The sequence below is a fragment of the Sinobaca sp. SA16-1 genome (assembly GCF_059510515.1).
In genome coordinates, this window is sequence record NZ_JCAKFL010000001.1 from 566,772 (window position 1) to 589,702 (window position 22,931).

The following is a 22,931-nucleotide window of genomic DNA, read 5'->3' on the forward strand; positions in this document are numbered from 1 at the left end:
AATTCTGTTAACTATCCTGTTCAGTCATTCGAACAATCAGGACATCACATTTGGCCCGTCTTGCAATTTGTTCGGAAACACTTCCTATAATAAACCGTTCTACTGCTCCGAGACCGGTAGCGCCTGCCACAATGAGGTCTGCTTCGTGCTTTCCGGCTGTTTCTTTTGGAATCTTCACTTTAGGGGAACCGTGCTCGAGTACCGGTGTTACTTTTCTCACTCCGGCTTCGTTGGCCTGCTTCTCATAGTCATCAAGAAGTTCTTTGGCATAGTCTTCGAGACCTGCAATAAAGGCGGAGCTGTAATGTTCAATTCTGTTATAGGAGCTGGTATCGACGACATGGCAGATAATAAGCTCCGCATCTTCTTTTTTAGCCAAAGCGACTGCTTTTTTGAAAGCATTTTTAGACTCTTCCGATCCGTCCACGGCTGCCAGAATTTTTTGGTAGTTTTCCATTGATCATTACCCCTTTCAAAGGTAGTTTTCTATCTACCCTTAGTATAATAGGTCTTTGTACATAACAGTGTGATCTAAATCACAGGAAATCATAGTAAAATTGACAATTATAAGTCATCCAACGAAAAAAGAAGCTGCCGGAAAGGGGCAGCTTCTCTGTTTGTTACGGTTGAATAATAAAGGTCGTCTGGCCATAGTTAGGCTGAAATGATGTATCGTGTTTTACTTTTTTTGTTAATTCTTCATTTTTGTCTGTCTTAAACGTCAGCTGAAATTCTTTTCCTTCCAAATCTTCTGGATCAAGGAGACCATCTATGTGAAGAAGCTGGTCTGTTGTGTTGTGGGCGTCTCCACTTTCAAGCACCGCTTTCGTAAAGGCCAGGTTTCTTTCTGCAGTCGAAGCGTTTGTTACATATACTCTTTCCATTTACTTATCTCTCCTTTTATCGTTCATGACTTTTGTATTCCCAAAACGAAGAGCGCTAACACCTCTTTTATAAAAAACGGCGCCATCAAAAAAAGCCATCCTTCTCCAGGACGGCTTCACGCTGTTACTTGTTTTTGTTTTCAGCTTCTTCCAGTTCTTTCAGCCCTTTATGGGTTTGAGGAAAGCCGTTGGCCTGCCATTCTGATTTATGGGCAGAATCAAGCTGGGAGAGACCTTCTTCTGAAGGATCTGTTTCAGCGTCCACACTTTCTCTTTTATCTATTTTGGGGGAATTGCTTATTGTTTCTTCTTCTGAGCGCTGCGGCAGTTCTTTTTGGTTGTTTTTGCGGCTGGCTGCCAGCACGACCGCTGCTACAGCAGCAAAAACCGCGATCAGGCTCCAGGTACAGTTTGAAATATTTTTCATAACTTCTCCTCCATCTTTATGCCAATGTTATGTGGTTGGACCTCATCGGCATATTTAATCTATCTTTATTCTATGTATCCTTTTTCCGCCTCCTTGAAACCCCCCGGACCAATCAACCGGATCAAAGAACAGGAGTGTCGCTCCCATACGGGTTGTTTGCTATACTTACAAGTATTAAAATAAAATGCCTGAGGGAAAAATATCCGGAAGGAAAAGGTGTCCGCATGGAAATTTCTATTGTACAAATCGGCAAAATGCTGTATTTAGGATTGTTTATTGGATTTGGGCTGTTTTTTGCCTATAATCATTTTCAGGAAGGCGATACGGTTTGGATGATCGCTTTTTTATTAGCTTCTGTCATTCCCTGCATTCTTATCGTAAAAGAATGGAATGCTATTAAGGAAGCCAACGCCAACAAAAATGAATCTTCTAAATAAACGAAGGAGGAAGATCAATGAGTTATTCTATTGATGTATTTACCCAGCCAAACTGTGAATCCTGCCTGAAAGTCAAAACGTGGCTGCAGGAGCAGAAGATTTCCTATACCGAAAAAGATATCGTGAACAATCCGGCAGCAAATAAGGAATTTGGGGAAGCGGGCCAGAAATTTGTTCCGTATACCGTTATCAGCATTAAAGATAAAACGCTGAGTGTCGTAGGGCCGAACACGAAAAAGATTGATAATATCCTGCGCCTGAACGGAGCTTATGCCAAAAAGAAATAATACAGCGCAGCATTAGGCCGGCGTTATACTGCTTTTTTGTTTCACCCCACTTATTACGTTGTATGTAAACACCCGGAGCCCCGAAAAGGCTCCGGGTGTTTTTCTGCCATTATCCCAGCTTCTTCATTACAGAGCAGGCCTTCCCGCCTGAGTATGGCGGAAAAACTCAATAGCATCTATAAATTCGATATCATAATATTCTTCAACTTCTTCGAGGGTGTACAGCCGCATCCCATCCCGATTTTCAAGGGCAAACATATAGTCATGACGCAGTCTGTCCATCGGCTGTTTGCCCAAAAACTGGTGCTCGTATGCGCCATACTTTTCCTGAAAGCTCTTCGTAAACTCCAGAATAGTATCAAACGAAAGATCGATAAACGCGTGAACGAGCACTAATTTTTTCTTACGGTAGGCTATCGCTCTGTAATAATTGCCGCGCTCATCTTTAATGACATCTTTATATAAGGAAATATCCATTGTTCTGCCCCCTTTTCTCTTGGTGTACATCTATTATACGCCCAATCAAATAGGGAGAAAATGAATCTGCTTCTCTGTCAGTAAAGCTTTCCCCGGATATACAAAATAGTGGAGAGCTTGGTGACAGAGTGAATAAAGCAGTTTTGGCGAAGGGAAAAAGGATCACCGAAGAACTGGGGAAGAATCGTATTCATCGTATGCTTCATTTTGCCGATCAGCTGCTCAAATACCTCTTCTTCCGTGTACATTGTCGTCTCTCTTCCCTGCAGCCACTCCAAATAGGAAACAATAACACCGCCGGCATTAGCCAGAATGTCCGGAATAATCACAGTGCCCTTATCACTTAAGTACTTGTCTGCTTCTGCTGTAATAGGTGTGTTGGCTCCTTCAACAAGCAGCTCCGCTTTAATGTCTTTCATGTTGGCTGCATCTACTACATTACCAAGTGCCGCAAAAAATAAAGCATCAACATCCATTGTAATGATGTCGTCGCGTTCCATAATATCAGCTTCTATGCCCAGCTCCTTGATTTCGTCGGAAGTTTGAGGAAGATCTCCTTCGTTTTCCTTCGTAAAAGCGGCAAGTTCAGGCACAGCCAGACCATTCTCATTATAGAGCGTTACATTTCTATCGCTAACGGCGACCACTTTATTGTTTAAATGAGAGCAGTGATACGCCTCCAGCGCAGCAACGGAACCAACATTTCCAAATCCCTGCACCGCAATTTTTAACGGCTTATCCGTATAGCGTACGGCTGTTTTCAAAAAAGCGTTTGTGCTGTCCGGATAATCGCTCTTATGTTCTTTAAGAAAGTCATGAAGAATATAACGAAAGGTAAAGTAAACGCCTTTTCCCGTTGCTTCTTTACGCCCAAGCGATCCTCCATTCAAAACGCTTTTTCCAGTAAAGCTTCCGCGGTAGGACTGCCCGGGATGAATATTTTTAAATTCGGCCATCATCCAGTCCATTTCCCTTTCGCTTGATCCCACATCGGGAGCCGGCACATCCTTATCCGTCCCGAGAATATCAGCAAAATACTGCACGTATTTTTTGCAGATAAGATTCAGCTCTTTTTTATTATAATCTCTCGGATTGATGGAGATGCCGCCTTTGGCACCGCCGAACGGTACATCATGAAGGGCATTTTTAAGAGACATTAATGAAGCAAGAGTAACCGTCTCTTCTTCATTTACGCTTTCATGAAAACGAATGCCTCCTTTGTAAGCACCCAGCGTATTGTTGTGCTGGACCCGGAAAGCCGGAATCCGTACTACCTTTCCATCTCGGAGTGTCACCCGGAGAAAGGATTTATGAATGTGGTTTGGAGTAGAAAGTATAGAAAGCAGGGAAGAAAAAGCTTTGGTTCTGTCTTCTTCCTGTAAATCAGGAAGAAATTTTTTATTTTCCATTAATGAATACAAGGAATGTTCTATAATTGCTTCTGTGTTGTCCATCATACCTGACAGCCCCTCTCTCTTATGTATGTCTTCTTCCACCTATTCCACTTTTCTGCATGGAATAATCACCGGTTTTCCAGAGGAAGGCTTTGGCGTGTCCGGACCCGGATGTGGTACAATTCATTTTAGAAGATAAGCTGGAAATGACATTCTTATAAAGGAAAGAGAGCTTTTTATGCAGACAAACGAACGGGCACTCAGAGAAAAAAGTATCGTGTTTATCGGCTTTATGGGCGTTGGCAAAACAACTATAGGCAAGCTTGTAGCAAAGAAGCTGTACCGGTCTTTTATAGATATTGATGAAGTCATCGAACAGGAATACCAGATGCCGGTGCCGGAAATTTTCAAAACTATCGGGGAGAAAGAATTCCGGGAAAAAGAAAAGCAGCTGATCCAGCATTATGCCCGGCAGAAATTAAAGGTTATTTCTGTGGGCGGAGGCGCTTTTATGCAGGAAGAAGTCCGCGAAACCTGTATGGCTAACTGCATTATCTTTTATCTTGATATTACATGGGATTCCTGGAAAGAACGCCTCCATATGATTGTGGACAACCGGCCGGTACTCCAGGGACGCAGTCTGGAAGAAATCGAAGAGTTGTTTAACAAACGGAAAATGATCTATGCTGACCACAGTTCCAAGATGGTTACTGACCAGCTTAATGAAGAAGAAGTTGCAGAGTATATTACAGATTCCCTGAAAGTAGCGTGGGAAATGAACGACTAAAACCGATGGTTTACGTGCCATCGGTTTTGTTCTGTTTATTCGTAAGAGAAGACTGTCTGATCATTCTCCCCATTCAAAAACCCGTTCTCTGCCATAGAGAACGGGTTTTTATATGCGTACTGCTTATTTGTGAAACATTGTCATCAATGCGTGATACAATTCAACGCACTGGAAAGTGACCAGACTTAATGCTGTAAGCCCCATTGCTCCCATCATGACAAAGCGGAAGCTTTGTAAAAAATGTGCTGCAATCATGTAATCATCTCCTTATTGAGATTATCATACTCCCTTCCTAAAAAAAATCAAGCGATTTTCACTGAAATTGTAAAAAAAAGTTCACAACCTGCTGTTGTTTTTATGGGCAGCAAAGGTTTCTGTAGCAGAATCCGCTTTTCTGATTTCGATTAGTTTAATTTGATGATCCATTTCGTTTACCTGAAACACCTATCCCCGATCTTGTCTACTACTTCTTCTGTAACATCAATATCCAGAAGTTTATTGATCTCTTCTACCAGCACTTTTTCGACCAGCGCATGCTCTTCTATATCAAATTCCTCCTGAATTTCTCCAACGATTTCTTCAATAATGTCCTCAGCCGTGACAAGTCCGGCTGTTCCGCCACACTCATCCAGAAGGACAGTCATATGGGTTCTTTCTGCATAGTCAGAAGCAGCTTTGAAACAGGCACGGTTTCGAGCATTTACATAAAGGGCCGGACGAACGCTTCCAGCATCATCCGGAAAAGCTTATGTATCAAAAGCAAAATTGACGGTGCTCTTTATCTTCCTGCTGCATTCATGTCCGCTTCTTTTAATATTCGGGCTACTTCCATGCGTTTCCCTTCCATGTGTACCGTTTCCCACTCATCCTTTTCTTCTGCCGTTACTTCAAAACCATGCTTTTTCCAAAAAGAAAGGCCGCCTTCCAGAAACAACTGAGTATGCAGGTAAAGCATATGGTAATGCTGCCGGCTGCAAAAATGAAGAAGCTCGGTTAATAGCGCAGTGCCTATCCCTTTTTTACGCATGGAAGGATCCACATAGCATTTAATAATTTCGCATGTTTCCTCCAAATAATACCTGCCTTTTATGGAGGCAATTCTATCATCATACGGCCTGACGGCTATCGTGCCTGCAATGACCCCATCGATGTAAGCACCGATTATGACCGTATTCTGCGATTTTACAAACCGCTCATTCATGTATTGAGCATCGAGTCTAGCCGTTTCGGTTAACGGAAAAGGAAATGCCTCTTCCATCGTTTCAAGCAGAAAACGGCCGGCTTCTTTTGTATCTTCTTCTTGAAGTTCTTTTATGTACAGCACAGCTGGTTCCCCTCTCTTTTTCTGTTCTTGTTTATCTTCTTACAAATTCTTCAAAGAAGAAAGCCTTAATTCTTTTCTTTCTTTTTATAAAATATTTGCTCTTCCTGCCGATAACATAAGTACAAAGTCCTTATATCAATCTACCTTTAGCCAAAATAAGGATAATAGAACTACATTTCACATAATGCTGAGAAGGGAAGCTGAAAAATGAAGCGTGCTAAACAATGGTTCACCTTATCCACTATACGGGGAAAGCTGATTACTTATTTTCTTCTCATCGGCCTTCTGCCGGTTACTATTGTATCGTTTCTGCTGTTTTACACGAGCAGTGATGAAATTATCGCCAAAGAAGAGGAATCTGTACAGGATTCTACGGAATATACAGCAGAGGCGATGGACAGCTGGATCGATAAACACCTCGATGAAATCCGCCTTGCTGCCGGTACGGAAGACATACGGGGAAATGATCCTGATACGCAGCTCCAGCTGGTAAATGAAATTCAGTCCCAGAATGGTAATTATGAAACCGTTGTATTTACGGACGATGAGGGCATCGTTCGTGCCCACACGCTGCCTGAAAATATCGACACTCTGGACCTTTCCGATCGTGATTATTATCAGAACGGAATGAACGGGGAAGAAACCACTTCCGAGGTGCTCACTTCCAACTCTACAGGCAACCGGATTGTTGTCGTAGCCGCTCCTGTTGTCAATGATGCTGGAGACAACGTAGGTGTTTTGTCTGCATCCGTTAATTTTGAAACCGTTGTTACCCAATTTTTAACCGATGAAAACAGCGGTTTTGCTTCTGCTTCCGCTGAACCGATTCTCATAGACGAGCAGAATGTCATTCAAGTTCATCCACAGGAAGAACTGATAGGTACGACTGTAGAAGAGGCTGGTTGGAGCGGGGAGTGGAACAGCCTGCTTGAAACCGGAAAGACGGAAAGCGGTCATACTACGATAGGAAGCGGCAGCAATGAAGACCTGGTTGCCTATGCACCAATTGCAGCTGCCGGCCTTTCCCTGTTCACGGTAACTTCCATGAATGAAGTGCTCGCAGCAAATGATGCTGTTCAATGGATCAGCATCTCAGCCATCCTTATTTCCGCTGTCCTTATTGTCGCGGCTGCCATTTTTATAGCCAAAAGCATCAGCGCTCCGTTAAATCGAGTAGCCGAGCAGGTGCAGCTTGTAGCCGATGGCGATTTAACCGGAGACGACCTGACCGTCAACCGTAAAGATGAAATCGGACGTCTCGCTGTTAACAGCAATGCAATGACTGCCAGCCTTAAAGAATTAATTTCCCAGCTCTCTGTCGGATCCGAGCTTGTCAAAACGTCTTCCCAGGAACTGTTAACGAGTTCGGGTCAATCTACTGACACTACAAAAGAAATTACAGCCTCTATTCAGGAAGTGGCTGCCGGGTCAGAAAAGCAGTCGGAAGGCGTTATGGAAAGTCTCCAATCGATGGAGGAAATGACAGAGGGTGTGCAGCAGATGGCAGACAGTTCCTCTTCTATTTCAGATAACGCCGGTCAGACGCTTGAAATCGCAGAAAAAGGCGATCAGCGTGTGCAGGAAACCCTGGCAAAAATGAAATCCATCCAGCAGTCCGTTTTTCAATCTACAGCAATTACCGAATCCCTGAATAAACGCTCCATGGAAATCGAAGAAATTCTACAGGTGATTACCGGAATCGCTGAGCAGACAAACCTTCTCGCACTGAATGCGGCTATTGAAGCGGCACGTGCCGGGGAGCAGGGACGAGGTTTTGCCGTAGTAGCCGATGAAGTCCGTAAACTGGCCGAAGGCTCACAAGATTCCTCCAAGCAGATCGCTAAAATCATTAAAGAAATTCAGCTCGATATTACCGAATCCTCTCAATCGATGAGTACGGTCACAACAGAAGTAGAAGAAGGGCTCTCCATTGCTGAAGAATCCAAAATGACCTTCCAGGAAATTGTACAGCGCACCAGTATGGTGGCAGGGCAGATTGAAAACATGGCAGCGGTGTCTGAGGAAATGGCCGCCGGCTCCGAGCAGGTCGCTGCCTCGTTTACAAGCATTGCGTCGATTTCCCAGAACACGACAAGCAGCACGCAGCAGATCGCTGCAGCTTCCGAACAGCAGCTTGCCTCCAGTGAAGAAATTAATGCCATTGCCCAAACGCTGCATCTTCTTGCAGAAGAATTAAATGGGCTGGTTGGTAAATTCGAATTAAGCTGAAAATAATAAAGACAGGGAAAGATCACTACGATCTTTCCCTGTCTTTGTGTATACAGTTTTATATTTCAGGAGTTACATTAAAATGCCTGCCGATGCATGCTCCATAGAAGAAGTATCTCCCAGGATGACATACAACACAATAACGGCGGCGAGATAAAGGACACCGGAAATAACCCAGGTCGTGATCGTTTTATCCATCAGCCTGCCCTCCTATGCTTAATTTTCTGAAGCCGGAGCGAGTTGGTTACAACAGACACCGAGCTGAAGGCCATTGCCGCACCGGCAATCCACGGTGCCAGAAGGCCTGCGGCTGCGATTGGAATACCAAGCGAATTGTAGAGAAATGCGAAGAATAAATTCTGCTTAATGTTGCGCATCGTTTTCCGGCTCATTGTTACCGCATCGACAACGCTGAGAAGATCCCCGCGCATCAGCGTAACATCAGCGGCTTCAATAGCAATATCCGTTCCTGTCCCAATAGCCATGCCAATATCGGCTGCAGCCAGAGCCGGAGCATCATTGATGCCGTCGCCTACCATCGCTGTCTTTTTTCCTTCTTTTTGCAGTTCCCGGACATGAAATGCTTTTTCTTCCGGAAGTACTTCAGCCAGGACTCTTTCAATACCTACCGCAGACGCGATAGCCCGGGCCGTTTTTTCGTTGTCTCCTGTCATCATTACCACTTCGAGACCCGCTTCTTTCAACAGGTGGACAGCTTCAGCGGACGTTTCTCTTACCGTATCTGCTACAGCAAGCGCACCTATATAGAATCCGGAAGATGCGATAAGCATGACCGTTTTCCCTTCGGCTTCCAAAGCTTCAACCACTTCACGGACCGGTTCGAAGTCTACGCTGTTTTCTTCCATCAGTTTTTTGGTTCCTGCAAGAATCTCCCCGCCTTCCACTTCTGCCCGTATACCTTTGCCGGGTATACTCTCAAAAGCAGCAGCCGAAAATAAGCGGGCTCCTTCTTTTTCCGCTTTTTCCATAATTGCTTTAGCGAGAGGATGCTCCGAATCTTTTTCGGCAGAGGCAGCTATAGAGAGCAGTTCCATTTCTTTTTCCGGATTAACTGCCAGGATATCGGTCACCGCCGGGCGGCCTTCTGTAATGGTACCGGTTTTATCCAGAGTTACTGTATCGATGCTTTGCGTACTCTCCAGGTATTCCCCGCCTTTAAACAGCACTCCCATTTCTGCAGCACGGCCGGAGCCTGCCATGATGGAAGTAGGTGTAGCAAGACCAAGTGCACAAGGACAGGCGATAACCAGGATAGAAATAACGGGAATCAGTGCGGTACCGAACTCCCCGGGTGCTATCCAGATCATCCAGACAGCAAAGGTAAGAAACGCTATTCCAATCACCGTTGGTACGAAAATGCCTGAAATCCGGTCAGCCAGCCGTTGGATATCTGCTTTTGAATTCTGTGCTTCCTCGACGACTTTAATAATCCGGGCAAGTGCCGTATCTTTCCCAACCCGGGACGCTTTCACGCGCAGCGAGCCATTGCTGTTCATTGTAGCCCCGGTGACCGCGTCACCGGCTTTTTTATCGATAGGCATGCTTTCACCGGTGAGCATCGATTCATCGATGGAAGAACTGCCTGAAAGGATTTCTCCATCGACTGGAATTTTATCCCCGGGACGGACCAGCACAATATCGCCCTGCACGACATCTTCGACAGGAATGGTTATTTCTTCGCCATCCCGTTCCACGAGCGCCGTCTTCGCCTGAAGGCTGAGCAGGGATTGAATCGCTTGAGAGGTCCGGCCTTTAGCTCGTGCTTCGAAAAGCTTTCCGAGGACAATCAACGTGATAATCACGGCCGCTGCTTCAAAATAAAGCTCCGGCATACCCATCGATCCGCCGGCTGTCCATTCCAGCCCTAAATAAATACTATAAAAGTAAGCCGCGGAGGTTCCCATGGCTACCAATACATCCATGTTGGCGCTTTTGTTTCGCAGCGCCTTGTAGGCCCCTTTGTAAAAAGGAGCACCGACAATAAACTGAATAGGAGTAGCCAAAGCCAATTGTACCCATGGATCCATAAACATAGCGGGCACCCAGATAAAGGAAGTAAATTCAAAATGGGTGACCATCGTCCAAAACAGCGGCAGTGCCAGAATTAATGAAAAATAAAATCTGCCTGTCTGCACGGAAATGTCGTGCTCCCGCTTGGAGGCCGTTTCACTGTCACTATCGGTTTTCTGCTTTAATTCGTATCCTATTTTATCGACAGCTGCTTCCATCTCTTCGGGCTGGATAGCTTCCGGGTAGTACTCCACCGAGGCTGTCTCCATCGCAAGGTTCACTGCAGCACGCGACACGCCGGGCAGCTTGTTCAGCTTCTTTTCCACTCTGGCCGAGCAGGCGGCACAGGTCATGCCCAGTACATCAAATTCTGTTTTCTCCTGCTCCACGTGATAACCGAGTGACTCTATTTTATCTGCCATTTCTTTTTCAGACACGCTGTCAGCATCATAGGTAATCGTGGAGCGCTCCATCGCAAGGTTCACCTGGGCTTCCTGCACCCCGGAAAGTTTCCCTACTCCTTTTTCAATTCGCGAGGCACAGGCCGCGCAGGTCATACCGGATATATCAAATGTAACTTTTTTTTCGCTGGCCATTTCAAAGCCCCCTTTATACCCTGTATGGGTATATAAAATTGAAAAATATAAGCAGGAATCCCCTGCTTATGAAACGACGTCATATCCTTGATCATCAATAGCTTCTACGATGTCCTTGTGCTCCGTTTTCGTTTCATCGTAGTCAACAGAAACCGTTCCTTTTTTTAGATCCACGTCCACAGATGACACACCGGAAAGCTCTCCTACTCCTGATTTCACCGCTTTCACACAGTGGTCACAGGACATTCCTTTTACGTTTAATGTTTCCAAAGCCATATAAATTCCTCCCTTGTTGTTATACTGATGTTTTCATTATATACCCTATATAGGTATATTGAAAGCTTTATTTCAGCATTTTCCCCATTACACTCATCAGTTCCTGAATGGATTCTTCGCCATCGCCCTGCTTAACCGCGCTCGACACGCAGTGGTTCGTATGATCTTCGAGCAAAGCAAGCGACACTTTATTGGCTGCGGATTGAATAGCTGCAATCTGGTTGAGAATATCTACGCAGTAGCGGTCGTTTTCCACCATCTGATGTACGCCCCTCACCTGGCCTTCAATACGCTTCAGTCGGTTGAGAAGCTGTTGTTTATTTGGCTGGACGGTTCCTTTAACGCTCATTTCTTTTTCCATACCAAAGCCCCCTTTTTATACATATACCCTGTATTTATTTTAGTGTAACAAAAAACGGAATTATTTCCTAGAGAAATAATTCCGTTTCTGTTTATTTAAGCCGAAGCTTCTGTTTGATAAGCTGCTTTTTTGTTCATTCTGGCTACGTTCGCCAATATTCCAAGGCACAGCATGGAAACAAGCAGGGATGATCCACCGTAACTCACCATCGGAAGTGTGATTCCTGTAATCGGCATCAGACCGGTGGCTGCTGCGAGATTAAATAATGCCTGCATCAACAGGAAAAACACAATGCCAAACGAAAGCAGCTTTCCAAAAGTTGTTGTGCTCTTTCTTCCGATTAAAAACCCTCTCCAGGCAATAACGGCAAAGCAGAGAACCACAAACAGTAAACCAAGAAACCCAAGTTCTTCTGCAATGACGGCAAAAATAAAGTCTGTATGAGGCTCTGGTAGATAATGCATTTTCTGCACACCCTGTCCCAAACCCGTTCCGGTGACACCTCCATTAGCCATCGCAATATAGGATTGAATCAGCTGATGCCCGCTTCCTTCTGCTTCCCATTCAAATGGATCACGAAAAGCGACCAGTCTCTGCATCCGGTAAGGCTCCTGTACGGCAAGAAGTGTAACAACTCCGGCTGCAAGGCCGCCCAGCACACCGAGGTGCTGCCAGCGTGCCCCTGATAAGAATACGATTGTTCCGCCAATTAATAGAATCATCATCGCGGTTCCAAGGTCCGGCTGCAGCATAATCAATGCAAAAATAAAAACGACCACTACAAGAGGCGGAAGTACGCCGCGGATAAAGCTTGTGATATAATGCTGTTTTCTGGAATATACATGCGCTAAATAAATAATAACCGCCAGTTTCACAAATTCAGACGGCTGAATCTGAACAGGCCCAAGTGCCAGCCAGCGTTGTGACCCGTTGACTTCTATGCCTACAGCGATTACCGCCAGCAGCATCAGTATGCAGATTCCTATAATAAAGGGCGTTAATTTTTGGTAGTATGTATAAGGAAAATGCATAACAAAAATAAATACCATAGTACCCAGAACAAACCAGATTAACTGTCTGCCAAAGAAATGAAGAGGATTATCAAATAGATCAATACCGAGTGGAAAACTGGCACTGTACACCATTATTAATCCAAATACTGCTAATATAAAAGAGACACCTATAAGAGGCCAATCGTAGAAACTCCATTTTGTTTTCATATAAACACTATTACCCCTTTTCAAACGATCATTCACGTGTCCGCAGGCCGCTTTTCCCATGCCCTTTAGGTGTAAAGCTACTAGAAAGCAGAAGCTGTTTCAAGCAGTTTCTGTTATTCCTATAAAGAAATAAAGAGAAATAGCACTATTTAATGAAAATTAAACCAGACAATTGCAATTGGAGGATACTATGACAAAATGGTTTGCCCACCGCGGTGTTTCAATCATAAAACCTGAAAATACAATGGCCGCTTTCCGCCTGGCAGAAGAAAGAGGCGCGGACGGTATTGAGCTCGATGTCCAGCTTACCCGGGACAACCGGGTTATCGTTATGCATGATTTAAGCGTGAATCGTACAACCAACGGCCGCGGTTCCATCCGCAGCAAAACGTGGGAGGATTTAAAAAATCTCGATGCCGGCTCCTGGTTCAGCAGCACGTATGAGGCCATCCCTCTTTTAGAAGAAGTTATAGACTGGCTTGCCGGGAACAACCTGATTGTTAATATTGAACTAAAGGGCCCTTTAAAAACGATGCCGGATCTTATACGGGCAGTAAAGACGATTGTTGAACCCGCGCTGCCCGCTTCCCGGGTCATCATTTCAAGCTTTCATCATCCTTCGGTTGTTTCGCTGCATGAAGAATGGGAAGAGCCGGAGAAGGCACTGCTCGTTTCTTCCGGTCTCTATAAACCTCTCCGCTATCTGCAGCAGGCCGACGTCTTTTCGCTTCATGTAAAACGCCAGACCATTTCCGATAAAGAAATAGTCGAACTGATGGAACAGGGTATTACGGTGCGCGTGTTTACCGTAAATGATGAAAAAGCTCTGCAGCGGCTTGTAAATCTGCAGGTAGATGGCATTATGACCGATCACGGTATTCTGCCGATTACGCTTTCCCACTAAAATAATACCGATAATACAGGTGGTGCCTCTATGACTCGCAGCAAAGCTTACCTTCTTACTCTTTTAGGCGCTTCTCTTTGGGGGACTATTGGCCTATTCGTTGAATATTTGTATCAGGCGGGCTTTACTCCCTGGGAAACCGTAGCCATCCGGGCTGTTTTTTCCGCCGTATTTATTGTATTTATTCTGGCCATTAAATTTCCGGGGTACTTGAAAATAAAAGGGAAAGACTTTCCCTTTTTCATGGGGACCGGAATAGTAAGTATTGTGTTTTTTAACTACTGCTACTTTTTAGTCATCCAGGAGGCTTCTTTATCTCTTGCCGTCGTGCTTCTCTATACCGGCCCTCTCTTTGTGACGATTTTATCGAGACTGTTGTTTAAAGAGTGGCTTACCCCGAGAAAACTGCTGGCGCTGGGCTTTACGATTACCGGATGCGCCTTTGCTGTCGGGCTGCTCCCGGGTTTTCAGACGTCTGTAACCACCCTTGCCATGGCAGCCGGCATTGCTTCCGGCTTTTTCTATGCTCTTTATAGCATTTTCGGAAAATATGTAAGCCGGACGTATCATTCCATCACGATTACGGCTTATTCGTTTATCTGTGCCAGCCTGCTGATGATTCCAGCCGGGGGCCTGTTTGCTAAAAGCAGCCTGCTTTTCCAGCCGCAGGTACTGCTGTTTGCCTTTGGCCTTGCCATTGTGCCGACGGTGCTCGCTTATATTCTTTACACGCTCGGCCTCACCCATATTGAATCAAGCCGGGCTTCGATCCTATCTACGGTCGAACCCGTAGTCGCTATTATTATTGGGGTCGCCGTGTTTGGCGACCGACTCGATGGGTGGCAGACGCTCGGCGTGCTGCTTGTGCTATCTTCTGTTCTGCTCGTCGCCGAAACCAAAAAATCAAAAACTGCGCTTCTGCCGGACAGTCCATAAGAAAAGCCAGCTTTCCTTTGATTAGGAGAGCTGGCTTTTTCTCCGCAGTACTTCTGCGGTCTGTACGGCTTTTTTTAAGGCAATCACGTGCATCGTGTTATCTTGCATAATGACAATCAGCCTCTTTTTTTCCGCATAGGGCGAGCCGACACGATTTGCTTCGTCGTGCTCCAGAGCGGACGGCCCCTGTGATACTTCAATTTGTTTCATCTGGTCAATCGGAAGCGTCAGTGTCTGCAGAGAATGCTTAATATATAAGGTGTTCTCCCTGATTTTGGCACGCGTCCGGACAAAATATACATACACTACTGCAATAATGAGCAGCAGAAGAATTCCAGCAGCCATTTTCATCTACAGTCCCTCTTTTCTATTTTTTCCGTCAGGGTCTATTCTAACAAAATATCGAATACACTTTGCAATTCTTTTATCCTGCCTATAAAATAAGAACAAATGTTCGTAAAATGGTTTGTTTTTTTTGCTGTATTTACCTTTTGTTCATATAGAAGCATATGCCTCACCCTAATTTTGATATGAAAGAACAGAAAGGAGGGAACATCGTGGCTTATTATTTATCACATCTTCTGGGAAAATGCCCTCGGCTTGATTACTATATTCACACGCATAAACAAGCGCTCTCTTCTCCTGCCCTCCGCCAGTTTCTGGCCGACCCTCTTCACTCCAACCTATTTGCAGAGGCGGTCTGTTATACAGATGAAACGTATCAGAAAGCACTGGATGAGGCGTTCAGGCAGTATCGGGAGGAAAAGAAATTAACAGCGTATATTTTAAAGTCTCTTCACTGGCATGCGGTGCAATTCGATAAGAAACAGCGGAAAATAGAAACCCTGCAGCCGCTGATTGTAGACAGTGATACGTGGGAAGAGCCGGTATGGGAGCCTCCTCTGTCTCCGCATGTTCTTGCCGAAGAGCTCGAAAACCGAAAGCTGTATGCCGCCTACCAGGCATTAACCCCGCATCAACAGTGGATATTACAAAAGAGCTACGCAGAGCAGATGAGGGATATTGATCTTTCCTATCTTACTAATGTGACGCCTCAGGCTATTTACCGCTCCAGGCATCAGGGACTTGCCAAACTTTACGCTTATATTACAGCGACCACCCATTAAAGGAGCGAGATACTATGACAGCATCTCTGTATGTATTAGCAGAAAAAGCCAAACAGCAGGACCGGGAGGCCATGTATGACTTCCTGCAGAAATTTGAGCCTTTTATTCAGAAATCATTGTCGCAGACCAAACCGCAGAACCGGGAAGACCTGCGCCAGGACCTCCGATTAAAGTGCATGGAATGTGTTCACCGCTTTGAACCGGGCCGGACGCCCGGGTTTTTCGAATTTGTCAGCACACTTGAGCATAATCAAAAATAACAGCAAAAGCGTTTCTTTTATCACTATTTCCTTTTTTATACGGAATAGGACCTATTATATGTCTTACATTTCAATATGATGACAGGGTCTTTAAGACTATATAACGCTTTGCAAATCCCCTTCTCATTCGGTGTCCGTTCGGCTTATACTAATAAATGACAACAAACCTGACATTTTAAACAGCAGCAGACGGGTATCGATTAAAGGGGGATTATGGTGAAAAATCGTTTTACATGGATGAAGTGGGGCATTCCATTTGTTATTGTTCTTACATTGGGATGGGCAACATATTATTTTGTTACTCCTACCTTCAGCCATCAGTACCAGCAGTTGACCGAACGTGTAGAAGTTGGCGTTAAATACACAAATCCCGAAGAATCTATTGTTTATATTCACCCCTACATCGAAAACCCGAACAGCGAGGAAATCACCTGTTATCATGATGACCAGTTCGTAGAGATACGTGTTCTTGATGAAGATGGCAATCACCTCGATGAGGCGGTTTCTATGGAAGAAAAACGTGGAGAATCTTCTACAGATGAAGAAGTATTAAAACCCGGCCAGAAAACAATGAACTCCACCTATTATAAAGTGGAACTTCCTGATAACGCTGATTCCATTCAGCTTATTTACAACGGTTCCGTTAAGGACAAGCATGGTATCGACCAACTAGAGGAAACGATAGATGTGAACCTCGACTACCTTATCATGTAGAACGGGTACCAGCTTCAGAAGATAAACCAAAACCGCTTCGGACTCCAGAGAGCCCGAAGCGGTTTGTTTATTCTGCTATATTTACAAATATGTCCTCTGTGTCCGGTGTCTCGGAAATGTAATCCATTTCTGCAAGCCAGCTGATCGTTTCCTCCCAGGATTCCCGGTCCTGGCTGCCAAAGGCTTCTTCTTCCGTTTCCATTTTCTCCATTAAAACATCCAGACTTTCTTCTTCCACTTCCCGTTCAAGCGGAAAATTTTCCTGATCTTCATTCTCAAACAGACTGTCCAGGCTTTCTTCCGGATGGTCTTTCATATATGTGTATCCTTTTTCCGCCGCGGTCCAGAACGCGTTAATTTTTTCTTCCTCTTCCGCCAGTGTTTCTTCGTTTGTAACGAGAACGAGCTCGTAAAAAGGCGGCACACCGTAATCCACCGGATCAAAGTATTCTACGGAAGTGCCGGCGTGTTCCAGCACCGGTACTTCATGGTTAATGTATGCGCCGCTTACCGCATCGGCCCGGTCGCTTACTAAAGAGGACTGCAGCTCAAAACCAATATCCACCAGATCAACTTCTTCAAACTGACCGCCATCATTTTCCACCATCGTTTCTACAATTGGTTCATTGACCGGTATCCCGGGGTATCCAACTGTCCGGCCTTCTAAATCTCTTGGTCGTTCTATGTCGGAGTCTGCTTTGTACACAACGTGATTAAGAGGAGACCTCACAATCGCCGCCACGCTTACTACAGGGATTCCTTCGGTCCGCGCTGTAATAACATCCGGCTGATAGGTAATGCCAAAGTCCACTTCTCCTGCAGCCGCCAGGTTCAAAGGATCCGTTGGATTGGTGGGGAACATAATATTTACGTCCAGACCTGCTTCCTCGAAGTATCCGTTTTCCTGCGCGGTGTACAAGTAGCTGTGTACGGCATTAGGATACCAGTCCAGCATAATGTCGACTTCCTGCAGCTCTTCATTCTCTGCCTGCTGTTCATTTTCACTCCCGCATCCTGCCAGCACAAATGCTCCTGCAGCAAGCAGCCCCACCTGTTTAATCCACCTTTTCATTATCTTCTTCCTCCCTTTTTTGTAGTCGCATATTCTACTGCTTTTACTGCCAAAAACAGGCCAATCCCTGCTAACGACAACAAAACGATTGGTGCAAATACGCCGGCTGCGTCCATCTGTGTCATCATCCTGCGGCTGAAATATCCAAGCCCTGCATCTGCGCCCAGCCACTCTCCAATTGCCGCACCGATGACGCTCAGCGTGACTGCCACTTTTAAGCCGGAATAGAACGAGGGCAGAGCCATCGGCACCTGGACCTTTCTGAAAATCTGCCAGCTCCCGGCCCCCATGGTCCGAAGCAGGTCCTGCATATCCCGGCTCGCTGTCCGAAGACCGTCAAACGCCCCGACCGTAATTGGGAAAAAGGTGATCAACACCGTTACGGCGACTTTACTCCACATGGAATAGCCAAACCACAGCACAAAGATTGGGGCTAGTGCAATAATTGGAATGGTCTGCGAGGTGATTAACAGAGGAAAAACACTCTTTTCCACCATCCGGCTCCGGCTCATCAGCACCGCAATACCGACTCCACAAACGATGGAAATGCCAAGTCCGGTAACTATAACGAGAAGCGTGGCCGGCAGGTGTACAAGAAATAATATATCCGCAAGTTCCCACAGCCTCTGCAGCACCGCAGACGGTGCCGGCAGTATATAAGGCGTGTCATACCAGCGGGCTCCTGCCTCCCAGATGATAAAAAAAGCAGATGCGAGAAGAGCGGCTCCAGCATAGGAAATGCCTGCTCCTTTCCAGCCATTCATCGTAACTTCTCCTCCCTGCGCATTCGTTCAATCAATTCCCGCTTCAGCTTCAAGAGTTCCGGGTGATCCCGGGCACGCTCGTCTCTGGGTCTTGGCAGCGGTACCGCAATTTCGGTAAGGCGTCCTTCTATCGGCGGCTCGGTAAATAATAAAATGCGGTCGGATAAAAATAATGCTTCTTCTATGTCGTGGGTAATAAAAATAAGTGTCTGCCTCGAAGCCTGCCACTTTTCCAACAGCCATTCCTGCATCATAAAGCGGGTAATCGAATCAAGTGCGCTGAATGGTTCATCCAGCATTAAGATGTCGTTTCCTCCCACTACAGCGCGGAGAAAAGACACCCTCTGCCTCATCCCACCGGACAGTTCGTGAGGATACTTGCGTTCCAGGCCCCTGAGGCCGAATGCTTCCAGATGGGATGATACGCGCTGTTCGGCCTCCCTTTTGGAAAGGCCGTTTATTTCCAATGGCAGCATGCCATTTTCCAAAATGGTCCGCCAGGGCAGCAGCAGATCCTGCTGAGGCATGTAGCCGACCCTGCCAAGCCTTGTGCCCGAGCCGTGCAGAAGCACCGACCCCTTGTCCGGGTCGCTCAGCCCGGCGGCAAGCCGGAAGAACGTCGACTTTCCCGACCCGCTCGGTCCAAGCAGGCTGACAAATTCGCCTTTTTTCACTGTCCCTTGAACCTGCTTGAAGATCGGCGCTTCGGTAGTAGTATAGGCATAGGTAACGTCTCGAAATTCCAGTGCCGATTCCTGCTCTTTATTCATTTCCCGCCCCCTTTTTTGTGTACCGTGCTCCCCCGGAACCTGCTCCATGCATACAAAAAAGCCGCTCCAGCAGAGGGAGCGGCGGAAAAGTCGTTCTATCATTAAAAACAGCACGAGCGGCTGCTTTTTCAGGTGAACATTCCGCACTTTCCTCCGCTGGTGTTATCCAGATCAGGTTCCAGGGTTAGGATGAATGTCATCCCTCTCAGCTTTGCAGCACCCCTAGTGCTTGTTGTATAAAATTGTCTTTGCTTCTTAAAGATAGCACATATTCGAAATGGTTCATACCGCGGGTTTTATTTCAGCAAAATCTCTGCTCCTGTAAAGCCTGCACGCGTGATATGATGGAGAAAACGTCTACATTACATTAGGAGAGGCTCTTATGGCAGACACTATACTCACGATACATCTTATAGCCGTGGCGGCAGTTATTCTGCTTGCAGGCGCTGTTTATATATTTCACCGCACCAACATGAACCGGACCGCTGTTCTGCTTCACTACGTGCTTCGATTTTCATACCTGCCGCTGCTTTTAACCGGCGGGCTTGTACTTGGCCTTCGTCCTGTATATTTAGGCGGCCTGCTGAAGCTGGCCTGTGGATTGTTAAGTATCGGATTGATTGAAATTTACTTTGTCCAGTTATTTAAGAACACCGGACACCCTCTATTCGTCCGGTTTATGATAGGATTTGTATTATTTACTATTATTTTAGGATTACTGCTCCCCCAGGGCATTTATTTACTGTAAGGCGAATTTGACACATAAAGGAGCGTTTATCCATGCCAAAAAACAAAAAACAATTTGCTGTTATAGGCCTCGGCCGATTTGGAGGGAGTATCTGCCGGGAACTGTATCATTTAGGCTATGAAGTTCTTGCTATCGATCAGGATGAAGAAAAAGTGGATGAATATGTCGCATATGCCACCCAGACAGCCTGCATTGACTCCACTGACGAAAAAGCATTAAAATCTCTCGGCCTTGGCAACTTCGATCACGTTGTTGTCGCGATCGGCGACCATATTCAGGCAAGTGTGCTTACAACGCTTGTGTTAAAAGACATGAACGTTCCAATCGTCTGGGCAAAAGCCCAGAATAAATACCACCAGAAAGTGCTCGATAAGATCGGCGCTGACCGTGTGGTCCACCCGGAATTTGATATGGGAATCCGTGTAGCCCATAATATGACTTCGGAAAAGGTTATTGATTTTATCGACTTAAGCAACGATTACACGATTGTCGAAGTGTATGCTACGAAAAAACTGCACCGCAAAACGCTGATTGAATCCAATGTCCGGGCCGCCTATGGTGTGACGATTCTTGCGATCAAACGAAATGAGGACGTTAATGTGTCCCCGCGGCCCAACGATAGAATTGAGCAGGGAGATATGCTGATTGTTTTAGGTCATAAAGATGAGATCCGCCGTTTCGAAAATGAAGGCCTGTAGTTTTAAGAGGCTTCTACTGTAAAAAACCAGACCCCCGGAGGGCCTGGTTTTTTTAATAAGACTGTTCAAAGCTGGTTGGATTTTCTTCGAACCGTACGCTTTTTCCTGTTTCACTGCTTTCATATAGCGCCTCGACGATTTTTGTAACTTTCATGGCCTGCTCCGGTTTCACGATAAGTTCCGCTTCACCTGTACAGGAATCCACGAAATTATTCGCCTGATAGTATGGCTCTATATTATCGATTTTATTAATCTGGGCCGTGCTGTTTAACAGCGTTCCATATTTGGATTGATACAGCTCAAACGGAAAGAGCTGTAAACCGCCCTCAACTCCGGAAATACTGAGTTGTTCCGTATCTTCTTTTATATTAGCCGCCCAGGAACATTCCAGCTGCAGCGTAATGTCATTTTCGAATGTGATATACCCGGTTACATGGTCTTCCACGTTAAACGTATTCTGGTCAAACTGGCCCCACTCGTTCGTGAGATTCGGTGCTTTGCTTAACCGGTCGTACGTTTTGGCCATTACTTCCAGCGGCTTTGGGTCTCCAAGCAGCCACAGGGACAGATCCAGCAGGTGGCAGCCATAGTCAATCAGGCTTCCTCCGCCTTGCAGCTCTTTGTTTGTAAATACACCCCAGCCCGGAACTTTCCGGCGGCGCAGTGCCTGAAAACGACAGACGAGCGGGTCCCCGATTTCGTGGTTTTCCATCATCTGCTTGGCAATCTGGGCTTCCGGTCCAAAACGATAGTGGAAGGCAATTGCAAGAACCGAGCCTGTTTTTTCTGCAGCTTCTATCATACGCTCGCATTCTTCCGTTGTAATCGCCATCGGCTTTTCGCAGAGCACGTGAATGCCCCGATTTAGAGCCTGCACAGCGATATCTGCATGAAACTTATTCGGCGTACAGATAACGACCGCATCCACGTCTCCAAGCATTCGTTCAATGTTGTGGTATACCCGGGCGATAGAGAAAGACGCCGCTACTTCCTGAGCCCGATCCTGATTAATATCGTATACGCCTTCTATTGATACCTTGTGTTCCAGCTGTTGAAAAGTGGGAATATGCCTTGACTGAGCGATTCCCCCTGCTCCAATGATGCCAATCTTTAGCTTGTCCATTAGTACTTACCCCCTCTAGTGTGGCCATCAGCGCCCGGCAGTGGCTTTAGTTGTCCCCTGCTCTTTACCGGCGATAGGCTCAAGCGGCTGAGCGTTGCCGTAAACCGGCTTTGGTGTAGCCAGTCCGGCTGCCCAGTATACGCCATTGCGTATCACGCGTTGAATGTCTGTATGGTAATACGTCGGATACGTCTCATGTCCCGGACGGAAATAAAATATTTTTCCCCGCCCGCGCTGAAAAGTGGCACCACTTCTAAATACTTCTCCACCTTCGAACCAGCTGACAAATATCAATTCCTCTGGTACAGGAATGTCAAAGTGTTCCCCATACATTTCTTCTTTCTCCAGCTCAATGAATTCTCCTAGACCTTCTGTGATAGGATGCGTCGGATTGACGACCCAGAGTCGTTCCTTTTCATCCGCTTCCCTCCACTTCAGGTCACAGGAAGTACCCATCAGCTTCTTGAATATTTTCGAGAAATGGGCGGAATGCAGCACTACCAGCCCCATTCCTTCCAATACCCGCTCTTTCACCCGTTCTGCGACCTCTTCGGTCACTTCATCATGAGCCTGATGGCCCCACCAGATAAGAACGTCCGTATTGTTTAGAACCTCTTCTGTTAATCCGTGCTCTGGTTCGTCCAATGTAGCCGTGCTTACATCAAGCCCCTCTTCTTTCAGGAAACCTTGAATGGCCCCGTGGATTCCTTCCGGATAAATCGAAGAAACCACTTCGTTCTCTTTCTCGTGTCTGTTTTCGTTCCATACTACAATTTTCATAAAGGCCCCCTACAGTCATTATAATATATTTTCGTAATAAATTAACCTTTTGTTGCTTCGGCTGTTAGACCGGTCATGAGCCATTTCTGCAAAATAGACATTTTTTTGCAATTGGAAGCGCAACAAATACGGATCCAGCAGCAAATCGGGTGAAATTATTAGAAAACCGATCATTTACAACATTAAATAATTTTTGAATGGAAATACATATTTTTAATTTATATCTTTTTACTATGTAAAACTCCCTTAACAGGATACCGAAACGTTTCGGATTACCACTAAATTATAGTAAGCGTTTTCAAAAA

30 protein-coding genes, 1 pseudogene and 1 riboswitch are annotated in these 22,931 nt (G+C 45.8%); of the genes and pseudogenes, 11 read left to right on the forward strand and 20 right to left on the reverse strand.

The features are described from left to right. Positions 1–7: 7 nt before the first annotated feature. From AC5W2J_RS02715 to AC5W2J_RS02725, 3 genes are all read right to left on the reverse strand, one after another. Positions 8–457 (reverse strand): universal stress protein, encoded by a 450-nt coding sequence (locus AC5W2J_RS02715; RefSeq protein ID WP_496057946.1) that lies wholly within the window; start codon positions 455–457, stop codon positions 8–10. A gap of 163 nt (positions 458–620) precedes the next feature. Then, a complete protein-coding gene (locus AC5W2J_RS02720; protein WP_496057947.1) occupies positions 621–884 on the reverse strand; it encodes a hypothetical protein in 264 nt (87 codons plus the stop codon). A 124-nt stretch (positions 885–1,008) separates the two neighbouring features. Next, positions 1,009–1,311, reverse strand: coding sequence for a hypothetical protein (locus AC5W2J_RS02725; protein WP_496057948.1), 303 nt, complete (start codon positions 1,309–1,311; stop codon positions 1,009–1,011). Between the two features lie 224 nt (positions 1,312–1,535). Between AC5W2J_RS02725 and AC5W2J_RS02730 the strand changes: the two genes are divergently transcribed. Together AC5W2J_RS02730 and AC5W2J_RS02735 are read left to right on the forward strand one after the other, a co-directional pair. Then, positions 1,536–1,748: a hypothetical protein gene (locus AC5W2J_RS02730; RefSeq protein ID WP_496057949.1), complete on the forward strand. Its 213-nt coding sequence runs from the start codon at positions 1,536–1,538 to the stop codon at positions 1,746–1,748. Between the two features lie 17 nt (positions 1,749–1,765). Next, complete coding sequence (locus tag AC5W2J_RS02735; RefSeq protein WP_496057950.1) at positions 1,766–2,035, forward strand: glutaredoxin family protein; 270 nt, start codon at positions 1,766–1,768, stop codon at positions 2,033–2,035. A gap of 126 nt (positions 2,036–2,161) precedes the next feature. Here the strand turns inward: AC5W2J_RS02735 and AC5W2J_RS02740 are convergent, their stop codons facing one another. Then, positions 2,162–2,512 carry a hypothetical protein gene (locus tag AC5W2J_RS02740; protein ID WP_496057951.1) on the reverse strand — a complete coding sequence of 117 codons (351 nt, stop codon included), beginning with the start codon at positions 2,510–2,512 and terminating at the stop codon, positions 2,162–2,164. A gap of 77 nt (positions 2,513–2,589) precedes the next feature. After that, entirely contained in the window at positions 2,590–3,969 is a 1,380-nt protein-coding gene (locus tag AC5W2J_RS02745) for a Glu/Leu/Phe/Val family dehydrogenase (protein ID WP_496057952.1), read from the reverse strand. 175 nt (positions 3,970–4,144) lie between these two features. On the opposite strand from AC5W2J_RS02745, the gene AC5W2J_RS02750 reads away from it, so the two are divergent. Continuing rightward, positions 4,145–4,693, forward strand: a complete 549-nt coding sequence (locus AC5W2J_RS02750; protein ID WP_496057953.1) for a shikimate kinase — start codon at positions 4,145–4,147, stop codon at positions 4,691–4,693. A gap of 123 nt (positions 4,694–4,816) precedes the next feature. On the opposite strand, the gene AC5W2J_RS02755 is transcribed toward AC5W2J_RS02750, so the two are convergent. From AC5W2J_RS02755 to AC5W2J_RS02765, 3 genes are all read right to left on the reverse strand, one after another. After that, complete coding sequence (locus AC5W2J_RS02755; protein WP_256497878.1) at positions 4,817–4,948, reverse strand: hypothetical protein; 132 nt, start codon at positions 4,946–4,948, stop codon at positions 4,817–4,819. 176 nt (positions 4,949–5,124) lie between these two features. Beyond that, positions 5,125–5,337 carry a hypothetical protein gene (locus tag AC5W2J_RS02760; RefSeq protein WP_496057954.1) on the reverse strand — a complete coding sequence of 71 codons (213 nt, stop codon included), beginning with the start codon at positions 5,335–5,337 and terminating at the stop codon, positions 5,125–5,127. 134 nt (positions 5,338–5,471) lie between these two features. Further along, positions 5,472–6,017 carry a GNAT family N-acetyltransferase gene (locus AC5W2J_RS02765; protein WP_496057955.1) on the reverse strand — a complete coding sequence of 182 codons (546 nt, stop codon included), beginning with the start codon at positions 6,015–6,017 and terminating at the stop codon, positions 5,472–5,474. A 207-nt stretch (positions 6,018–6,224) separates the two neighbouring features. Here AC5W2J_RS02765 and AC5W2J_RS02770 point away from each other — a divergent pair, with 207 nt between their 5' ends. Continuing rightward, positions 6,225–8,246: a methyl-accepting chemotaxis protein gene (locus tag AC5W2J_RS02770; protein ID WP_496057956.1), complete on the forward strand. Its 2,022-nt coding sequence runs from the start codon at positions 6,225–6,227 to the stop codon at positions 8,244–8,246. Positions 8,247–8,318: 72 nt separating this feature from the next. Here AC5W2J_RS02770 and AC5W2J_RS02775 read toward each other — a convergent pair whose 3' ends face one another. The 5 genes from AC5W2J_RS02775 to ftsW form a co-directional block, all read right to left on the reverse strand. Continuing rightward, on the reverse strand, positions 8,319–8,444 hold the full coding sequence (locus tag AC5W2J_RS02775; RefSeq protein WP_496057957.1) for a hypothetical protein: 126 nt from the start codon (positions 8,442–8,444) through the stop codon (positions 8,319–8,321). Further along, positions 8,444–10,873 (reverse strand): heavy metal translocating P-type ATPase, encoded by a 2,430-nt coding sequence (locus AC5W2J_RS02780; protein ID WP_496057958.1) that lies wholly within the window; start codon positions 10,871–10,873, stop codon positions 8,444–8,446. The genes AC5W2J_RS02775 and AC5W2J_RS02780 overlap by 1 nt, the downstream gene beginning before the upstream one ends. Before the next feature lie 66 nt (positions 10,874–10,939). Next, positions 10,940–11,149 carry a copper chaperone CopZ gene (copZ, locus tag AC5W2J_RS02785; RefSeq protein WP_496057959.1) on the reverse strand — a complete coding sequence of 70 codons (210 nt, stop codon included), beginning with the start codon at positions 11,147–11,149 and terminating at the stop codon, positions 10,940–10,942. Between the two features lie 67 nt (positions 11,150–11,216). Further along, the gene (locus AC5W2J_RS02790) at positions 11,217–11,510 is read right to left on the reverse strand and encodes a metal-sensitive transcriptional regulator (RefSeq protein WP_496057960.1); all 294 of its coding nucleotides are present in this window, start codon (positions 11,508–11,510) and stop codon (positions 11,217–11,219) included. A 95-nt stretch (positions 11,511–11,605) separates the two neighbouring features. Continuing rightward, positions 11,606–12,730 (reverse strand): putative lipid II flippase FtsW, encoded by a 1,125-nt coding sequence (gene ftsW, locus AC5W2J_RS02795; protein ID WP_496057961.1) that lies wholly within the window; start codon positions 12,728–12,730, stop codon positions 11,606–11,608. A 190-nt stretch (positions 12,731–12,920) separates the two neighbouring features. Here ftsW and AC5W2J_RS02800 point away from each other — a divergent pair, with 190 nt between their 5' ends. Both AC5W2J_RS02800 and AC5W2J_RS02805 read left to right on the forward strand, forming a co-directional pair. Then, positions 12,921–13,634 (forward strand): glycerophosphodiester phosphodiesterase family protein, encoded by a 714-nt coding sequence (locus tag AC5W2J_RS02800; RefSeq protein WP_496057962.1) that lies wholly within the window; start codon positions 12,921–12,923, stop codon positions 13,632–13,634. A gap of 30 nt (positions 13,635–13,664) precedes the next feature. Continuing rightward, the gene (locus AC5W2J_RS02805) at positions 13,665–14,570 is read left to right on the forward strand and encodes an EamA family transporter (protein WP_496057963.1); all 906 of its coding nucleotides are present in this window, start codon (positions 13,665–13,667) and stop codon (positions 14,568–14,570) included. A 21-nt stretch (positions 14,571–14,591) separates the two neighbouring features. On the opposite strand, the gene AC5W2J_RS02810 is transcribed toward AC5W2J_RS02805, so the two are convergent. Beyond that, a complete protein-coding gene (locus tag AC5W2J_RS02810) occupies positions 14,592–14,915 on the reverse strand; it encodes a SunI/YnzG family protein (RefSeq protein ID WP_496057964.1) in 324 nt (107 codons plus the stop codon). 212 nt (positions 14,916–15,127) lie between these two features. On the opposite strand from AC5W2J_RS02810, the gene AC5W2J_RS02815 reads away from it, so the two are divergent. The 3 genes from AC5W2J_RS02815 to AC5W2J_RS02825 all read left to right on the forward strand — a co-directional run bounded on the left by AC5W2J_RS02815 (position 15,128) and on the right by AC5W2J_RS02825 (position 16,671). Next, positions 15,128–15,697 carry a sigma-70 RNA polymerase sigma factor region 4 domain-containing protein gene (locus AC5W2J_RS02815; protein ID WP_496057965.1) on the forward strand — a complete coding sequence of 190 codons (570 nt, stop codon included), beginning with the start codon at positions 15,128–15,130 and terminating at the stop codon, positions 15,695–15,697. A 14-nt stretch (positions 15,698–15,711) separates the two neighbouring features. Next, positions 15,712–15,957, forward strand: a complete 246-nt coding sequence (locus AC5W2J_RS02820) for a helix-turn-helix domain-containing protein (protein WP_496057966.1) — start codon at positions 15,712–15,714, stop codon at positions 15,955–15,957. Between the two features lie 216 nt (positions 15,958–16,173). Beyond that, positions 16,174–16,671, forward strand: a complete 498-nt coding sequence (locus tag AC5W2J_RS02825) for a hypothetical protein (RefSeq protein WP_496057967.1) — start codon at positions 16,174–16,176, stop codon at positions 16,669–16,671. A gap of 67 nt (positions 16,672–16,738) precedes the next feature. Here AC5W2J_RS02825 and AC5W2J_RS02830 read toward each other — a convergent pair whose 3' ends face one another. Genes AC5W2J_RS02830 through AC5W2J_RS02840 form a run of 3 tightly spaced genes read right to left on the reverse strand, consistent with a single transcriptional unit; the run spans position 16,739 to position 19,277 of the window. Further along, entirely contained in the window at positions 16,739–17,743 is a 1,005-nt protein-coding gene (locus AC5W2J_RS02830; protein ID WP_496057968.1) for an ABC transporter substrate-binding protein, read from the reverse strand. Next, positions 17,743–18,507 carry an ABC transporter permease gene (locus AC5W2J_RS02835; protein WP_496057969.1) on the reverse strand — a complete coding sequence of 255 codons (765 nt, stop codon included), beginning with the start codon at positions 18,505–18,507 and terminating at the stop codon, positions 17,743–17,745. Before AC5W2J_RS02835 ends, AC5W2J_RS02830 begins: the two co-directional genes overlap by 1 nt. Next, positions 18,504–19,277: an ABC transporter ATP-binding protein gene (locus AC5W2J_RS02840; RefSeq protein WP_496057970.1), complete on the reverse strand. Its 774-nt coding sequence runs from the start codon at positions 19,275–19,277 to the stop codon at positions 18,504–18,506. Before AC5W2J_RS02840 ends, AC5W2J_RS02835 begins: the two co-directional genes overlap by 4 nt. Before the next feature lie 131 nt (positions 19,278–19,408). Beyond that, a riboswitch (TPP riboswitch) is annotated at positions 19,409–19,511 on the reverse strand. Positions 19,512–19,659: 148 nt separating this feature from the next. Here AC5W2J_RS02840 and AC5W2J_RS02845 point away from each other — a divergent pair. Together AC5W2J_RS02845 and AC5W2J_RS02850 are read left to right on the forward strand one after the other, a co-directional pair. Further along, positions 19,660–20,025: a DUF1516 family protein gene (locus AC5W2J_RS02845; RefSeq protein ID WP_496057971.1), complete on the forward strand. Its 366-nt coding sequence runs from the start codon at positions 19,660–19,662 to the stop codon at positions 20,023–20,025. A 32-nt stretch (positions 20,026–20,057) separates the two neighbouring features. After that, positions 20,058–20,723 (forward strand): potassium channel family protein, encoded by a 666-nt coding sequence (locus AC5W2J_RS02850; protein WP_496057972.1) that lies wholly within the window; start codon positions 20,058–20,060, stop codon positions 20,721–20,723. A 52-nt stretch (positions 20,724–20,775) separates the two neighbouring features. Here the strand turns inward: AC5W2J_RS02850 and AC5W2J_RS02855 are convergent, their stop codons facing one another. The 3 genes and pseudogenes from AC5W2J_RS02855 to AC5W2J_RS02865 all read right to left on the reverse strand — a co-directional run. Further along, the gene (locus tag AC5W2J_RS02855) at positions 20,776–21,846 is read right to left on the reverse strand and encodes a Gfo/Idh/MocA family protein (RefSeq protein ID WP_496057973.1); all 1,071 of its coding nucleotides are present in this window, start codon (positions 21,844–21,846) and stop codon (positions 20,776–20,778) included. Positions 21,847–21,873: 27 nt separating this feature from the next. Next, positions 21,874–22,626 (reverse strand): ThuA domain-containing protein, encoded by a 753-nt coding sequence (locus tag AC5W2J_RS02860; RefSeq protein ID WP_496057974.1) that lies wholly within the window; start codon positions 22,624–22,626, stop codon positions 21,874–21,876. A gap of 41 nt (positions 22,627–22,667) precedes the next feature. Then, positions 22,668–22,816: pseudogene (locus AC5W2J_RS02865) on the reverse strand (sugar ABC transporter permease); the annotation flags it as partial. Positions 22,817–22,931: the final 115 nt, after the last annotated feature.

Coding starts and splice junctions, on each gene's coding strand:
- AC5W2J_RS02810 (WP_496057964.1), bottom strand. CDS start 14,915: ATGGCTGCTGGAATTCTTCTGCTGCTCATTATTGCAGTAGTGTATGTA.
- AC5W2J_RS02715 (WP_496057946.1), bottom strand. CDS start 457: ATGGAAAACTACCAAAAAATTCTGGCAGCCGTGGACGGATCGGAAGAG.
- AC5W2J_RS02840 (WP_496057970.1), bottom strand. CDS start 19,277: ATGAATAAAGAGCAGGAATCGGCACTGGAATTTCGAGACGTTACCTAT.
- AC5W2J_RS02805 (WP_496057963.1), top strand. CDS start 13,665: ATGACTCGCAGCAAAGCTTACCTTCTTACTCTTTTAGGCGCTTCTCTT.
- AC5W2J_RS02770 (WP_496057956.1), top strand. CDS start 6,225: ATGAAGCGTGCTAAACAATGGTTCACCTTATCCACTATACGGGGAAAG.
- copZ (WP_496057959.1), bottom strand. CDS start 11,149: ATGGCTTTGGAAACATTAAACGTAAAAGGAATGTCCTGTGACCACTGT.
- AC5W2J_RS02820 (WP_496057966.1), top strand. CDS start 15,712: ATGACAGCATCTCTGTATGTATTAGCAGAAAAAGCCAAACAGCAGGAC.
- AC5W2J_RS02855 (WP_496057973.1), bottom strand. CDS start 21,846: ATGGACAAGCTAAAGATTGGCATCATTGGAGCAGGGGGAATCGCTCAG.
- AC5W2J_RS02845 (WP_496057971.1), top strand. CDS start 19,660: ATGGCAGACACTATACTCACGATACATCTTATAGCCGTGGCGGCAGTT.
- AC5W2J_RS02750 (WP_496057953.1), top strand. CDS start 4,145: ATGCAGACAAACGAACGGGCACTCAGAGAAAAAAGTATCGTGTTTATC.
- AC5W2J_RS02760 (WP_496057954.1), bottom strand. CDS start 5,337: ATGACTGTCCTTCTGGATGAGTGTGGCGGAACAGCCGGACTTGTCACG.
- AC5W2J_RS02830 (WP_496057968.1), bottom strand. CDS start 17,743: ATGAAAAGGTGGATTAAACAGGTGGGGCTGCTTGCTGCAGGAGCATTT.
- AC5W2J_RS02850 (WP_496057972.1), top strand. CDS start 20,058: ATGCCAAAAAACAAAAAACAATTTGCTGTTATAGGCCTCGGCCGATTT.
- AC5W2J_RS02740 (WP_496057951.1), bottom strand. CDS start 2,512: ATGGATATTTCCTTATATAAAGATGTCATTAAAGATGAGCGCGGCAAT.
- AC5W2J_RS02780 (WP_496057958.1), bottom strand. CDS start 10,873: ATGGCCAGCGAAAAAAAAGTTACATTTGATATATCCGGTATGACCTGC.
- AC5W2J_RS02735 (WP_496057950.1), top strand. CDS start 1,766: ATGAGTTATTCTATTGATGTATTTACCCAGCCAAACTGTGAATCCTGC.
- AC5W2J_RS02775 (WP_496057957.1), bottom strand. CDS start 8,444: ATGGATAAAACGATCACGACCTGGGTTATTTCCGGTGTCCTTTATCTC.
- AC5W2J_RS02790 (WP_496057960.1), bottom strand. CDS start 11,510: ATGGAAAAAGAAATGAGCGTTAAAGGAACCGTCCAGCCAAATAAACAA.
- AC5W2J_RS02730 (WP_496057949.1), top strand. CDS start 1,536: ATGGAAATTTCTATTGTACAAATCGGCAAAATGCTGTATTTAGGATTG.
- AC5W2J_RS02720 (WP_496057947.1), bottom strand. CDS start 884: ATGGAAAGAGTATATGTAACAAACGCTTCGACTGCAGAAAGAAACCTG.
- AC5W2J_RS02745 (WP_496057952.1), bottom strand. CDS start 3,969: ATGATGGACAACACAGAAGCAATTATAGAACATTCCTTGTATTCATTA.
- ftsW (WP_496057961.1), bottom strand. CDS start 12,730: ATGAAAACAAAATGGAGTTTCTACGATTGGCCTCTTATAGGTGTCTCT.
- AC5W2J_RS02755 (WP_256497878.1), bottom strand. CDS start 4,948: ATGATTGCAGCACATTTTTTACAAAGCTTCCGCTTTGTCATGATGGGA.
- AC5W2J_RS02860 (WP_496057974.1), bottom strand. CDS start 22,626: ATGAAAATTGTAGTATGGAACGAAAACAGACACGAGAAAGAGAACGAA.
- AC5W2J_RS02725 (WP_496057948.1), bottom strand. CDS start 1,311: ATGAAAAATATTTCAAACTGTACCTGGAGCCTGATCGCGGTTTTTGCT.
- AC5W2J_RS02835 (WP_496057969.1), bottom strand. CDS start 18,507: ATGAATGGCTGGAAAGGAGCAGGCATTTCCTATGCTGGAGCCGCTCTT.
- AC5W2J_RS02800 (WP_496057962.1), top strand. CDS start 12,921: ATGACAAAATGGTTTGCCCACCGCGGTGTTTCAATCATAAAACCTGAA.